General features: G+C 41.8%; 10 protein-coding genes. 2 read left to right on the forward strand and 8 right to left on the reverse strand.

From position 1 onward, the window contains the following. Positions 1–11: 11 nt before the first annotated feature. The 8 genes from N8M95_RS03895 to rpoB all read right to left on the reverse strand — a co-directional run bounded on the left by N8M95_RS03895 (position 12) and on the right by rpoB (position 12,193). Complete coding sequence (locus tag N8M95_RS03895) at positions 12–1,268, reverse strand: competence/damage-inducible protein A (RefSeq protein WP_261116662.1); 1,257 nt, start codon at positions 1,266–1,268, stop codon at positions 12–14. A 67-nt stretch (positions 1,269–1,335) separates the two neighbouring features. Further along, entirely contained in the window at positions 1,336–2,373 is a 1,038-nt protein-coding gene (lytR, locus tag N8M95_RS03900; RefSeq protein WP_020901872.1) for a glycopolymer--peptidoglycan transferase LytR, read from the reverse strand. Between the two features lie 7 nt (positions 2,374–2,380). Then, positions 2,381–2,899, reverse strand: a complete 519-nt coding sequence (locus N8M95_RS03905; RefSeq protein WP_120719124.1) for a GNAT family N-acetyltransferase — start codon at positions 2,897–2,899, stop codon at positions 2,381–2,383. Beyond that, on the reverse strand, positions 2,889–3,332 hold the full coding sequence (gene tsaE / locus N8M95_RS03910; RefSeq protein WP_020901871.1) for a tRNA (adenosine(37)-N6)-threonylcarbamoyltransferase complex ATPase subunit type 1 TsaE: 444 nt from the start codon (positions 3,330–3,332) through the stop codon (positions 2,889–2,891). The genes N8M95_RS03905 and tsaE overlap by 11 nt, the downstream gene beginning before the upstream one ends. 94 nt (positions 3,333–3,426) lie before the next feature. Beyond that, on the reverse strand, positions 3,427–4,059 hold the full coding sequence (locus N8M95_RS03915) for a competence protein (protein WP_235223466.1): 633 nt from the start codon (positions 4,057–4,059) through the stop codon (positions 3,427–3,429). A gap of 114 nt (positions 4,060–4,173) precedes the next feature. Continuing rightward, entirely contained in the window at positions 4,174–4,611 is a 438-nt protein-coding gene (ndk, locus tag N8M95_RS03920) for a nucleoside-diphosphate kinase (RefSeq protein ID WP_031237659.1), read from the reverse strand. Between the two features lie 260 nt (positions 4,612–4,871). Continuing rightward, positions 4,872–8,549, reverse strand: a complete 3,678-nt coding sequence (gene rpoC / locus N8M95_RS03925; protein ID WP_000228746.1) for a DNA-directed RNA polymerase subunit beta' — start codon at positions 8,547–8,549, stop codon at positions 4,872–4,874. Positions 8,550–8,587: 38 nt separating this feature from the next. Continuing rightward, positions 8,588–12,193: a DNA-directed RNA polymerase subunit beta gene (rpoB, locus tag N8M95_RS03930; RefSeq protein WP_247932100.1), complete on the reverse strand. Its 3,606-nt coding sequence runs from the start codon at positions 12,191–12,193 to the stop codon at positions 8,588–8,590. Between the two features lie 481 nt (positions 12,194–12,674). Here rpoB and N8M95_RS03935 point away from each other — a divergent pair, with 481 nt between their 5' ends. Together N8M95_RS03935 and N8M95_RS03940 are read left to right on the forward strand one after the other, a co-directional pair. Then, positions 12,675–12,950 carry a hypothetical protein gene (locus tag N8M95_RS03935; RefSeq protein WP_261069601.1) on the forward strand — a complete coding sequence of 92 codons (276 nt, stop codon included), beginning with the start codon at positions 12,675–12,677 and terminating at the stop codon, positions 12,948–12,950. A gap of 5 nt (positions 12,951–12,955) precedes the next feature. Next, positions 12,956–14,155 carry an AcpB/EbpR/MafR family transcriptional regulator gene (locus N8M95_RS03940; protein WP_247932127.1) on the forward strand — a complete coding sequence of 400 codons (1,200 nt, stop codon included), beginning with the start codon at positions 12,956–12,958 and terminating at the stop codon, positions 14,153–14,155. Positions 14,156–14,260 lie beyond the last annotated feature (105 nt).

Here is a 14,260-nt window from a genome sequence, read left to right on the forward strand (position 1 = left end):
TATATCAAAAGTTAGTCACTTAATAAAGCCTTGCGAACTAGGTTAAAGGCATGCATAACCGCAATGTGACGTACATCTGCTCGACTTCTGCCTCCAATATTAATCTTGATAACCTCAGTTCCTTGCTCTTGAGCCAAGCCTATGAAGACTGTCCCAGCTGGATGTCCTTCCAGGCTATCTGGTCCTGCCACTCCAGTCAAACTAAGGCCAAAATCAGACTGGGTCTTGATTCGTGCCTGCTCAGCCATCTTCTGAGCTGTAAATGCAGACACCACACCATGTTCTTCTAAATCCTTGGCAGGAATATCCAACATCTTTGATTTCTCCTCCAGGCTATAGGTCACGAAACCACCCTTAAATATACTTGAAGCTCCTGAAAAATCCGCCACAGTAGCTTGGAAAAGCCCTGCCGTCAAACTCTCTGCAGCCGTGATAGTTTTCCCTTGTTTTTTCAGTTCTTCTACCACAATGCTGGCCAAGCTAGCCTCCTCTCCATAACCATAACAGAGGTCTCGTAAAGAAATTCCTTCGAAAGTCTGGCAGTCCAAGATTTGATTTTCCAAGATATCCAGCGCTTGATTCGCCTCTTCTTGACTGCTAGCCTTTGTTGACAGACGCAGAGTGACTTCTCCTGTCTTAGCATAAGGGGCCAAGGTCGGATCTGTTTGATTATCAATCAAATCAGCTAAAATCGTCACCAGCTGACTTTCGCCAATTCCAAAGAAACGAAGAACTCGGGAATACAGCTTGCTCCCTGTCATCAACTTGGGTAGAAGTTGGTTTAAGACCATGGGTTTCAATTCACTTGGCGGACCAGGAAGGACGACGTAGGTCACTCCATCGATTTCCAATATTCCTCCCACAGCCAGTCCTGTTTCGTTGGGCAGCGGAGTCGCTCCTTCTACAATTTGAGCTTGTCTTTCGTTATTCGGTGTTCGGGCATAGTCTGGTCGCTGGGCAAAAAAGACATCCAACTTCTCCTGGGCCTGAGAATCAAAGACTAATTCTTTCCCTAAGAATTTAGCTAAGGTTTGTTTGGTCAAATCGTCCTCAGTTGGCCCCAAACCACCTGTCAAAATCACCAGACTGCTACGTTTATTGGCAATTTCGAGCAAAGACAAGAGACGAGCTTCATTGTCTCCTACAGCCGTCTGAAAATAGACGTCTACTCCAATCTCTGCTAGTTTTTCCGATAAAAACTGGGCATTGGTATTGACAATCTGTCCTGTCAAAATCTCTGTTCCAACAGCAATGATTTCTGCTTTCATGTTTCCTCCTACCTATCTATTCGTATTTTTTTGAAAAAATCGCAGGAAATTTCCCACGATTTCATTATTAATTTTGTTCTATTTCTACACTTGAAGCATTCGTTGGTGTAGCAGTTCTTCCAAGAGTTGCTTCGTATAACACAGCATTGGTTTCTACTTCAGTTACTTCCTCTTTACCTAGTGAACGACGTAAGAGATTTTGCATTTCTAACATATGCTCAGTTGTAACAATCTGGTAAGAAATGCCCTGCAGTTCAGCATCTTCTCCTCGCAATTGATGTGTTTCAATATTCTTGAAGGAATCTTGATAACCAAGTAATTGTGGAATACTTTTCGCTGATAAATCAATGTTGGTCTGCATATTGGTACTTAGGGCTTTTAAGATAGACTGATAGTGACTAACACTATTCAAGCTAAGAACTTTTTCAACAACCTTTTGAATGACTTCACGCTGACGCTTCTGACGTCCGTAGTCCCCTTCTGGATCTTGGTAGCGCATGCGAGAATAAACAAGAGCTTCTTCACCATTTAGAGTTTGCTGCCCAACACCAATAGAAATGGTATTAAATTCCTCTTGGTCACTAATAGAAATTGGGAAACCTAGCGTGTTATTGACAGTTATACCGCCCACTGCATCGACTAATTGTTGCAACCCCTGCATATTCACCATAACGTAACGATCGATATGAATATTCATCATTTTCTGGATAGTTGAGATTGCCAATTCCGCACCACCACCAGCGTAGGCGGCATTTAGTTTAGCTTCCTCAACACTACCATCTTTATGCTGAATTTTAGTCAAGATATCACGTTCCAAACTTAACATCGTTGTCTTTTTCGTGTGCGGATTAACCGTCAAGAGAATCATGGAATCACTATTTCCCTCCCAAGGGTCAGTTCGTTCCACATTTCCAGTATCAACCCCCATTAAAAGGATTGTTAAGGGTTCAGTAGCCTCAATAACATTGGTTTCTTCACCAATTTTTTTATAAGTTCTTGATAAAGTTTCTGTACCTTGTTGATAAATGGTATAAGCAAAAACACCCACACCCAAAACTGTCACAGCTAGAAAAGCTAGCACCATTCCAATAATTTTTTTAACCATATTTCTATCAATCTATCAGTCTACCCATCAGGTAAACATCTATAAATTTCCCTTCTTCTATGTACGCACCGCGCTCTTGTCTACCTTCAATTACAAAACCTTGCTTTTGATATAAATGAACTGCAGCCTGATTACGAGTTTGGACAGTGAGTTGAAGTCTACGAAGAATGCCACTAGCCTGTGCCCATTCTACGACTTCTTCAAGTAACAAACTCCCCAGTCCATTATTCCAATACTTCTTACCAATCACAATAAAGAGATCTCCAATGTGACGAACTCTCTTACGTTGATCAGCTGTGATATTTACAAAGCCAGCAATTTCATCATTCAGCAAGGCTAGTAAAGTGATTTGATTTTCTGAATGAGCCTGTTTATCCAAAAACAACTCCATCTCAGTATCTGTCATCAAAATGCCATTCCTGTCCAGACTGGTAAAATCTGTTTCTACACTGACACGATTTAAAAATGTCACTAACTCAGCAGCATCATCAGATTCTGCTTCTCTAATGAGCAATTCATACTCCATGCTGAAGCTCCTCTAAAAGCTTTTCTGCACGCAAACCCTTTGCTTGGAAATGTAATCTGCGACCGTCTCCTTCTTTTAGAATTTCCAATTCTAAATAAGTATCTGGCAGGGCATCACCTAAGAGATTTCCCCACTCGATGACAGTCACCCCGCCACCAAAGAGAAACTCATCCAAATCAATAGAATCAGCATCCCCCTCTATACGATAAACATCTAAATGATAAAGAGGAAGACGACCTTCATACTCCCTCACAATAGTATAGGTTGGACTCTTAATCATCTGAGAAATATGTAATCCTTTAGCAAGGCCTTTTGTAAAGGTCGTTTTGCCGGCTCCAAGTTCTCCACTCAGAATTAAAACATCATTCTTTTCTAATAAACAGCCCAAACGCTCACCCAAGGACTGTAATTCTTCTTCACTTTTAGAGTACATGTTTCTATTATACCAAAAACTTGTTCTTTGTCTAGGTATTATCTATGAATTCTATATTATGAATTAAAAACTTGAACCAGTCCTTGTTATAATCTTAAAATAGGAACAGTAAAAAGACAACTAATAAGATATCTCTCATCAGGTGGCTATAAAATGAGACTTCCCAGCGAATGACTTTTGGCACCAACAGTCCTAGAAATAGCATTCCCAAGGCAATATAAAAGGTCATGGATAATAACATCCAAGGATTTCTGAGAAAGATTAGAATAGCTAGTCCACTAATAAAACACATTTCCTTCTTACCCAAAATCTTTTTCAATCCATTTACATACTTCTGAATCGGCAGAAAAACTAACAAATCAATACCAAATAAGAAAAAGAAACTCGGTAAAAAGTATTCCACAAACCCTTCTACGGATATTTTTCCTGTAAGGATATGGTCTATGACAATTAAGACTAAACCCAAAATATTTACTAAGAGCAATAGGCTATACAAGAATTGTTGCTTATCTTCTTTAAAAACTGAATAATGTTGATTTCCCTGCCCCCTATAATAGTTTAGCCCTGCACCAATACTGGCAAGAAGCAACATACCAACTAAATAATAGAAGCAGTTTTGATCTAACACCAAAGACCAAGTCGATAAACTTAAACAAGAACAGCTACTGATACCAAAAATCGTAAACAATAACAAAACACGAATTTGCTTTTTCATTTTTTCCATCATTCTTCCTCCCTTACTTGTTCTTATTATAGGCTAGAAATCCTCACCATTGCTAGAATATTTCTCAACTGTCAGTTTTCTACTCTAAAATGCAAAAAAATTTGATGCAGGTAACCCTTACATCAAACTTTTGCTATTTTTCTCAAACCAAAGAGCAATTTCTCGCTTAGCTGACTCTTCTGAATCTGAACCATGTACAACATTTTGAATAGCTTGATTTTCACTAGCAGCTTTTGCAAAATCACCTCGAATAGTGCCTGGTAAAGCTTCTTCTGGACGAGTCGCACCCATCATAGTCCGCCAAGTTTCGATTACTTTGGGACCAGAAATGATACCCACAAGAACCGGTCCTGAAGTCATGAATTCACGAATCGGTGGGTAAAAACTTTGGCCAACCAAGTCCTGATAGTGCTGGTCAATCAAGTCTTCTGAAACCTTTGAACGTAACTCCAATTTTTCAATTGTCAATCCACGTTGTTCGATGCGTTTCAATACTTCGCCCACTAATCCTCTTTTTACACCGTCTGGTTTAATGATAAAAAATGTTTGTTCCATACCTGTCTCCTTTGTCAGCTTCTTTCTTTTATACTCTTCGAAAATCTCTTCAAACCACGTCAACGTCGCCTTGCCGTAGGTATGGTTACTGACTTCGTCAGTTCTATCTACAACCTCAAAGCAGTGCTTTGAGCAACCTGCGGCTAGTTTCCTAGTTTGCTCTTTGATTTTCATTGAGTATTATTTTACCATATTTCATGGAAAAATGGAGAAAGTTTTCAGAAAAGAGAAAGAGAACCCGAAGGCTCTCTTATTCTCTTTTATTCTACTGTTTCTTCCACAGTTTCAACGGCAGTATCCACAACTACTTCTGTTGTTTCTTCATTTCCTTCTTCCTCTACTGGAGGATTAAGGTATTCTTCTTCGTTGATAGCGTGTGGTTCAAGGTTACGGTAACGGGCCATACCAGTACCTGCTGGGATGATCTTACCGATGATAACATTTTCTTTAAGTCCAAGGAGATGGTCTTTCTTACCACGGATAGCCGCGTCAGTAAGGACACGAGTTGTTTCCTGGAAGGAAGCCGCTGACAAGAAACTGTTGGTTTCAAGTGAGGCTTTGGTAATTCCCATAAGGACTGGACGACCTGTCGCTGGAACTCCACCTGCGATAAGGACATCTTTGTTGGCATCTGTAAAGTCATTGATATCCATGAGGGTACCCATGAGAAGATCTGTGTCACCTGGATCCATGACACGGACTTTACGGATCATTTGGCGAACCATTACCTCGATGTGTTTGTCGCCGATTTCTACCCCTTGGCTACGGTAAACTTTTTGTACTTCACCGAGAAGGTAAGTTTCAACTGACAAGACATCGCGAACTGCAAGGAGACGTTTTGGTTGGATAGAACCTTCTGTCAGAGCAGCACCACGCGCTACTTGGTCCCCAACTTCGACACGCATACGAGCTGTAAATGGAACGACATATTCACCTTCGCCAGTTTCACCCTTAACAAAGACTTTCTTAGTACGAGTTGAAGCATCTTCTTCAATAGCAGTAACTTGTCCTTTAACCTCTGTGATAACCGCTTCCCCTTTAGGATTGCGGGCTTCAAAGATTTCTTGGACACGAGGAAGACCCTGAGTGATATCGGTATTTGAGGCAACCCCACCCGTGTGGAAGGTACGCATTGTAAGCTGTGTACCAGGTTCCCCGATAGATTGGGCAGCGATTGTACCAACTGCTTCACCAACTTCAACCGCATCACCAGTTGCCAAGTTGATACCGTAACAGTGACGGCAGACACCGTGACGAGTGTTACATGTAAATACAGAGCGGATAGTCACTTCTTCCACACCAGCATTGACAATTTCACGCGCCTTGTCTTCTGTAATCAACTCATTTGGACCAATGATAACTGCACCAGTTTCTGGATGTTTAACAGTTTTCTTAGTGTAACGACCGTTGAGACGTTCTTCAAGAGACTCGATCATCTCTTTTCCTTCTGCGATAGAGCGGATCAAGAGACCACGGTCTGTTCCACAGTCGTCCTCACGAATGATAACGTCTTGGGCAACGTCAACCAAACGACGAGTCAAGTAACCTGAGTCGGCTGTCTTAAGTGCCGTATCGGTCATACCTTTACGGGCACCGTGAGTTGAGAAGAACATTTCGAGTACTGACAAACCTTCACGGAAGTTTGAAAGGATTGGCAATTCCATGATACGTCCGTTCGGAGCCGCCATCAGACCACGCATACCGGCAAGCTGTGAGAAGTTTGAGATATTACCACGGGCTCCAGAGTCCATCATCATAACGATTGGATTCTTAGGATCTTGGTTGGCAATCAAACGTTTCTCAAGTTTTTCACGGGCAGCACGCCATTCAGCTGTAACAGCATTGTAACGCTCGTCGTCTGTGATCATACCACGACGGAATTGTTTGGTAATTTGTTCTACACGTTTGTGTGATTCTTCAATGATTTCAGCCTTGTCATCAACGACTGGGATATCGGCAATACCCACTGTCAATCCTGCAAGAGTTGAGTGGTGGTAACCGAGGTTCTTCATGCGGTCAAGTAGGGCAGAAGTTTCTGTCGTACGGAAACGTTTGAAGATTTCAGCGATGATATTTCCAAGATTTTTCTTCTTGAATGGAGGGTTGAGTTCAAGATTGCTGATTGCTTCCTTGATATCTCCACCAAGTGGCAAGAAGTATTTAGCTGGAACGCCTTCTGTCAAGTTGGCATTGTTTGGTTCTTGCAAGTATGGTAGACCCTCTGGCATGATGTCGTTGAAGAGGATTTTACCAACTGTTGTAAGCAAGACCTTGTGTTTTTGCTCTTCTGTCCATGGTTTGTTGAGACTGTCTGTTGCAATACCTACACGTGAGTGGAGGTGAACATAGCCATTACGGTAAGCCATAACCGCTTCGTCACGGTCTTTGAAGACCATTCCTTCACCTTCACGACCAGCTTCTTCCATGGTCAAGTAGTAGTTACCCAAAACCATGTCCTGAGATGGAGTAACAACTGGTTTACCATCTTTCGGATTCAAGATGTGCTCAGCAGCGAGCATCAAGATACGAGCTTCTGCTTGGGCTTCTTCTGAAAGTGGTACGTGGATGGCCATTTGGTCCCCGTCAAAGTCAGCATTGTAGGCTTCACAGACAAGTGGGTGCAAGCGAAGGGCCTTACCATCAATCAAGACTGGCTCGAAGGCTTGGATACCCAAACGGTGAAGGGTCGGTGCGCGGTTCAAAAGCACTGGGTGTTCTTTGATTACTTCTTCAAGAATATCCCAGATACGCTCATCTCCACGTTCCACTAAACGTTTAGCCGCTTTGACGTTTTGCACGATATCACGGGCAACGATTTCACGCATAACAAATGGTTTAAAGAGCTCGATCGCCATTTCACGTGGCACACCACATTGGTACATCTTAAGAGTTGGACCAACGGCGATAACGGAACGTCCTGAGAAGTCAACACGTTTACCGAGCAAGTTTTGACGGAAGCGTCCTTGTTTACCTTTAAGCATGTGGCTCAATGATTTAAGTGGACGGCTACCTGGTCCTGTGATTGGACGACCACGACGACCATTGTCAATCAAAGCGTCAACCGCTTCTTGAAGCATACGCTTCTCATTTTGAACGATGATACCTGGTGCATTCAACTCAAGCAAGCGAGCCAAACGGTTGTTACGGTTGATAACACGGCGGTAAAGGTCGTTCAAGTCAGATGAGGCAAAACGGCCACCATCCAACTGCAACATTGGACGAAGATCTGGTGGAATAACCGGAAGGATGTTAAGAATCATCCATTCAGGTTTGTTTCCAGACTTGTAAAAGGCATCCAAAACATCCAAACGACGGATGGCTTTGACACGTTTTTGTCCAGTTGCTGTTTTCAACTCTTCTTTGAGTTCAGCAATTTCTTTTTCAAGATCTACTTGTTTCAAAAGGTCTTGGATAGCTTCGGCACCCATCTTGGCAACGAATGATCCATAACCATACTCACGCAAGCGCTCACGGTATTCGCGCTCTGTCATGATTGACTTGTGCTCAAGTGGTGTATCCTTAGGATCAATCACCACATAAGCCGCAAAGTAGATAACTTCCTCGAGGGCACGAGGGCTCATATCAAGGGTCAAGCCCATACGGCTTGGAATCCCCTTGAAGTACCAGATGTGAGATACAGGAGCTTTCAATTCGATATGTCCCATACGCTCACGACGAACTTTCGTACGCGTTACTTCAACCCCACAGCGGTCACAAACAATCCCTCTATAACGAATGCGTTTGTACTTACCACAAGCACATTCCCAGTCTTTTGTAGGACCAAAGATAACTTCATCAAAGAGTCCTTCACGTTCTGGTTTCAAGGTACGGTAATTGATTGTTTCAGGTTTTTTGACTTCTCCATAAGACCATGAACGGACTTTACTTGGAGAAGCTAGGGTGATTTGCATACTTTTAAAACGATTTACATCAACCACTATTTCTTCCCTTTCTATTCTAAGTGAACTGCTTTTTCTTACTCAGCAGCTTCTTCTGTTGCTTCCGCTTTTGTTGCTTTCTCAGCTTCTTCAGCTTCAAAGGCTGCTTTAGCCTCTTGTGCTGCTTTTTCGCGGGCTTTTTCAAGGTCATCTACGTGGATGACATCTTCGTCCATTCCTTCATCCAAGTCACGAAGTTCCACTTCTTGGTCATCTTCGTCTAGGACACGCATGTCAAGACCAAGAGATTGCAATTCTTTGACAAGAACTCGGAAGGATTCTGGAACACCTGGTTTTGGAATTGGTTTTCCTTTTGTAATGGCTTCATAAGCTTTCAAACGTCCGTTGATATCGTCAGACTTGTAAGTCAAGATTTCTTGAAGGACATTTGATGCACCATAGGCTTCAAGAGCCCAAACCTCCATCTCACCGAAACGTTGTCCACCAAACTGAGCTTTACCTCCGAGTGGTTGTTGGGTAACGGTTGAGTAAGGTCCGACTGAACGCGCGTGCAATTTATCATCAACCATGTGGTGGAGTTTGATCATGTACATGACTCCGACAGAAACACGGTTATCAAACGGTTCCCCAGTACGTCCATCGTAAAGGATTGTTTTGGCATCGCTATCCATACCAGCTTCTTTAACAGTTGACCAAAGGTCTTCAGAACTTGCTCCGTCAAAGACTGGTGTTGCGATGTGAATACCAAGAGTACGAGCTGCCATACCAAGGTGAAGCTCCATAACCTGACCGATATTCATACGTGATGGCACCCCAAGTGGGTTCAACATGATGTCGACTGGAGTTCCATCTGGAAGGTAAGGCATGTCTTCTACAGGAACGATACGAGAAACAACCCCTTTATTTCCGTGACGTCCGGCCATCTTATCTCCAACCTTGATCTTACGTTTTTGAGCGATGTAGACGCGAACCAGCATATTGACACCTGATTGCAATTCATCTCCATTTGCACGTGTAAAGATCTTAACATCACGAACGACACCATCGGCACCATGTGGTACACGAAGAGAAGTATCACGCACTTCACGAGATTTATCTCCGAAGATAGCGTGCAAGAGACGTTCTTCAGCTGAAAGGTCTTTCTCCCCCTTAGGTGTTACTTTACCTACAAGGATATCACCTTCTTTAACCTCAGCACCGATACGGATAATACCCATTTCGTCAAGGTCTTTAAGGGCATCTTCCCCAACGTTTGGAATTTCGCGAGTGATTTCTTCAGGCCCAAGCTTTGTATCGCGTGTTTCTGATTCGTATTCTTCAAGGTGAACAGATGTATAAACATCGTCTTTCACCAAGCGTTCGCTCATGATAACGGCATCCTCGAAGTTGTAACCTTCCCAAGTCATGTAGGCAACGATTGGGTTTTGTCCAAGCGCCATTTCCCCATTTTCCATAGAAGGGCCGTCAGCGATGAAATCGCCTTTTTCAACGACATCGCCAACTTTTACGAGAGTGCGTTGGTTGTAAGCAGTGCCTGAGTTTGAACGACGGAATTTTTGGATGTGGTAAACGTCCAATGAACCATCTTCACGACGAACTTCTACCTTGTCAGCATCTGCATAGGTAACTTTACCGTCATACTGAGCAATCACAGCAGCTCCTGAATCGTGGGCTGCTTGGTATTCCATACCAGTACCAACGTAAGGTGCTTTAGGATTAATCAATGGTACAGCCTGACGTTGCATGTTGGCTCCCATAAGGGCACGGTTGGAGTCATCGTTTTCCAAGAAAGGAATACATGCTGTCGCAACGGCAACTACCTGTTTTGGTGATACGTCCATGTAGTCAACAACATTAGCTGGATACTCTTGGTTGACCCCTTGGTGACGTCCCATGACAACTTTCTCAGCAAATGTTCCATCTTCATTCAGACGAGAATTAGCCTGTGCTACAGTAAATTCATCTTCTTCATCGGCTGTCAACCAAACGATTTCGTTCGTAACAACACCTGTTTCACGGTCAACTTTACGGTATGGTGTTTGAACAAAACCATATTTGTTCAAGTGTCCGTAAGATGATAAGTTATTGATCAAACCGATGTTAGGTCCTTCAGGTGTCTCGATTGGACACATACGACCGTAGTGAGTGTAGTGCACGTCACGTACTTCATATCCAGCACGGTCACGTGTCAAACCACCAGGCCCTAAGGCTGACAAACGGCGTTTGTGAGACAACTCAGAAAGTGGGTTGTGTTGGTCCATGAACTGTGACAACTGTGATGAACCAAAGAATTCTTTAACCGCAGCTGTTACAGGACGAATATTGATAATTTGTTGCGGTGTCAAGACTTCGTTATCTTGAACAGACATACGTTCACGGACATTACGTTCCATACGAGAAAGTCCAAGACGTACTTGGTTGGCAAGCAATTCACCAACCGCACGGATACGACGGTTTCCAAGGTGGTCAATATCATCTACACGGCCAAGTCCTTCAGCCAAGTTGAGGAAGTAACTCATCTCAGCAAGGATATCTGCAGGAGTGACGATACGAACCTTGTCATCTGGATTAGCATTACCGATGATCGTTACAACACGGTCTGGATCAGTTGGAGCAACAACCTTGAATTTTTGAAGAACAACTGGCTCAGTCACAACAGCTGCATCATTTGGAATGTAAACAATCTTGTTCAAATCACCATCCAAATGACTTTCAATGCTTTCAATCACACTACGAGTCATGATTGTTCCAGCTTCTACCAAGATTTCTCCTGTTTCAGAGTCTACCAATGGCTCAGCAATAGTTTGGTTAAGCAAACGTGTTTTAACATTGAGTTTTTTATTGATTTTGTAACGACCGACAGCTGCCAAGTCATAACGACGTGGGTCAAAGAAACGAGCTACAAGCAAGCTACGTGAGCTTTCAGCAGTCTTAGGCTCACCTGGACGAAGGCGTTCGTAAATTTCTTTCAAGGCTTCGTCTGTACGAGAGTCCATTGGGTTCTTGTGGATATCTTTTTCAACAGTGTTGCGAACCAATTCGCTATCACCAAAGATATCAAAGATTTCATCATCACCTGAGAAACCAAGCGCACGAACCAATGTCGTAAATGGAATCTTACGAGTACGGTCGATACGAGTATAGGCAATATCTTTTGAGTCGCTTTCAAGCTCCAACCAAGCTCCACGGTTAGGGATAACAGTTGAACCATAGCCCACTTTACCGTTTTTATCAACTTTGTCGTTAAAGTAAACACCTGGTGAGCGAACCAACTGCGAAACGATGATACGTTCACCACCATTGATGATAAAAGTACCCATTTCTGTCATGATTGGGAAATCACCAAAGAAAACTTCTTGAGTCTTGATTTCGCCTGTTTCTTTATTGATCAAGCGGAAGGTTACAAAAATTGGTGCTGAGTAGCTAGCATCGTGGATACGAGCTTCTTCTAGCGTGTATTTTGGTTCCTTGATTTCATATCCAACAAATTCCAACTCCATCGTGTCTGTGAAGTTTGAAATTGGCAATACATCTTCAAACACTTCCTTAAGACCGTGGTCTAGGAAATCTTTGAATGAGTCAGTTTGAATTTCAATCAAATTTGGTAAGTCAAGAACTTCTTTGATTCTTGAAAAACTACGACGGGTACGATGTTTCCCGTATTGAACGTCATGTCCTGCCAAGATGATTCTCCTTTGTAAATAAGTTCCAAGCCTTGTCAATCAGGCTTTTCTAATCGTCATATGGTTTTAAAAACCCCTATCACCGTGTCCTCTTGATAAATTTTCAGAATCTTTAAGTCTTTGTTACAAACACGCGAAATCCTGAAAAAAAGCACAAAAAGAGCAGCTAAATCTGACTTTTTCAGAAGATTTAACTGCTGTGAGCCTTGTCTGGACAATATTTCAGACAAAACCTACGACAAATGATTATTCATATTATACCCTATTTAGCTAGATTTTTCAAGGGGATTGATGAATTTTTGACAAAATCTTTTCCTATTAAAAAATTAAATTCAACAATCACTTTGCAAACTTCATTTTCGGTTCAATCGTTCAATAAAAATATAGTAAATTACGATTTTCCTATTTTATCCTAGGTTGTTTTTCTTGACTTTACCAGGCCTTTCTTTTAATATATATGTATAAATATATAGGGAGGTTTATGATGAATATCTTGCTGTCTAAAACTGAACAAGACTTGCTATTCTTACTGGAAGAATTAACCAAACACCATGATTGGATAGAAATTCCAGTCTTGGCTGAGAAGCTGAATTTTTCAATCGAAGAATTGCAAGAACACCTTTTTAAGCTCGAGCAATTGTTTCCTAACCTCCTGCTTCAATCAAGAAAAAAAGCATTCAATTGCAGTTTGAAGTCCAAAACACCTTGGATCCCAGGATTGCGATTTTTAAACAATCTGAAACCTATTCTTTTTTGAACCAGTTGTTTTTCAATGAGGGACAATCACTCGTGCAAATGTGTCAAGAACTTGTGATGAGTTGCGAACGAGTTCAGGAAATCATCCAACATCTAAATACTAAACTTCCACAACATTATGGCATCAGTATCCAACTTTCCCCTTTAGTCATGGAGGGAGAAGAAGAGGGCATTCGTGCCTTTTATCTAGACTACTTTAGCCAAAGTTACAGCTTTCTTGATTGGCCCTTTCCTTCTATTTCTGAAGAGACACTCACTCATCTGATTCAGCTATTTTTAAAGGCCCAACAAGTTTCACCCAACCTCAGCGGTCTACGGCAAATCAAATGTACCCTGGCTATCAATCTAGAGCGTTTTAACAAGAATCATTTCATTGAAAATCCTAGTCCGCTCTTAACCAGTCATTACAGCTCCCTCATGCAGATTCCCCAGTTTGAACAAGATATCAAAAAGCTAGCTAAAAAGCTCCATTTTGAAGCTACAAAGGAAACACTAGAACAGCTATTTTCAAACCCAGTAAAGTCTCCTCAAATCACAAACAATCCTAGCAATGGAGTACTGGGTGATATTCAACATATCCAAAAATCTTATCGTTTATTGAGCCAAATTCTAGAAGAACTAGCTAAAGAATTTCACCTACAGATTGAAAATCGCGAGGAATTGATTTGGCTCCTCCACTACACTGCCCAATCTGATTTCTTTCATTTACTCAGTAACCAGTCTCTCGACAGACAGAAATCCCAAATTTTAAGCAGTTATCAAGTAGAATTTCCAAAACTATTTGAAGTAAGTCAACACAAATTCCAATCTTACCTTACTGAAATGGGGCTAGAAAATCACCCAAGTAAGCTACAAGAACTTGTCTACACCTTTTCTATCCAAGGGCAACGAATTTTAGTCCAATTACTTCAAAAACTTCCCAAAATACGTGTTTTAGTCATTAGTCATTTGGATAGTCATCACGCACAAAACCTTATCGACACCCTTGCTCACTACGGCAATAATCTCTATCTCTTTGATTCTTGGGAAGAATCTACGATTTCTTTCTCAATTCTCAATCAAATTCCTCACGATATTGTTATCACTACCTTTCCTGTCACCAACTCTCCTAAACCACTTATCTACAATCGTAACTTCTCTACTTCAGAACTATTTCATCACCTTCACCTGCTGGCTTCTCAAATTCATAAAGAAAGACTGGCTTAATCGTAACAAAATTTGTTGCGATTTTTTCTTTTATTTTAATTTTAGGAAAACGCTTGCATCTTATTTTACTAAGTGCTATACTGATGATAGAAATTTATTGATTGG

The organism is Streptococcus mitis (genome assembly GCF_946190325.1).
Lineage (GTDB): Bacteria > Bacillota > Bacilli > Lactobacillales > Streptococcaceae > Streptococcus > Streptococcus mitis_CF.

What these genes read in the sequence shown, in the direction of transcription:
- N8M95_RS03895 (WP_261116662.1), bottom strand. Translation starts at nt 1,268, where the DNA reads ATGAAAGCAGAAATCATTGCTGTTGGAACAGAGATTTTGACAGGACAG.
- lytR (WP_020901872.1), bottom strand. Translation starts at nt 2,373, where the DNA reads ATGGTTAAAAAAATTATTGGAATGGTGCTAGCTTTTCTAGCTGTGACA.
- N8M95_RS03905 (WP_120719124.1), bottom strand. Translation starts at nt 2,899, where the DNA reads ATGGAGTATGAATTGCTCATTAGAGAAGCAGAATCTGATGATGCTGCT.
- tsaE (WP_020901871.1), bottom strand. Translation starts at nt 3,332, where the DNA reads ATGTACTCTAAAAGTGAAGAAGAATTACAGTCCTTGGGTGAGCGTTTG.
- N8M95_RS03915 (WP_235223466.1), bottom strand. Translation starts at nt 4,059, where the DNA reads ATGATGGAAAAAATGAAAAAGCAAATTCGTGTTTTGTTATTGTTTACG.
- ndk (WP_031237659.1), bottom strand. Translation starts at nt 4,611, where the DNA reads ATGGAACAAACATTTTTTATCATTAAACCAGACGGTGTAAAAAGAGGA.
- N8M95_RS03935 (WP_261069601.1), top strand. Translation starts at nt 12,675, where the DNA reads ATGATGAATATCTTGCTGTCTAAAACTGAACAAGACTTGCTATTCTTA.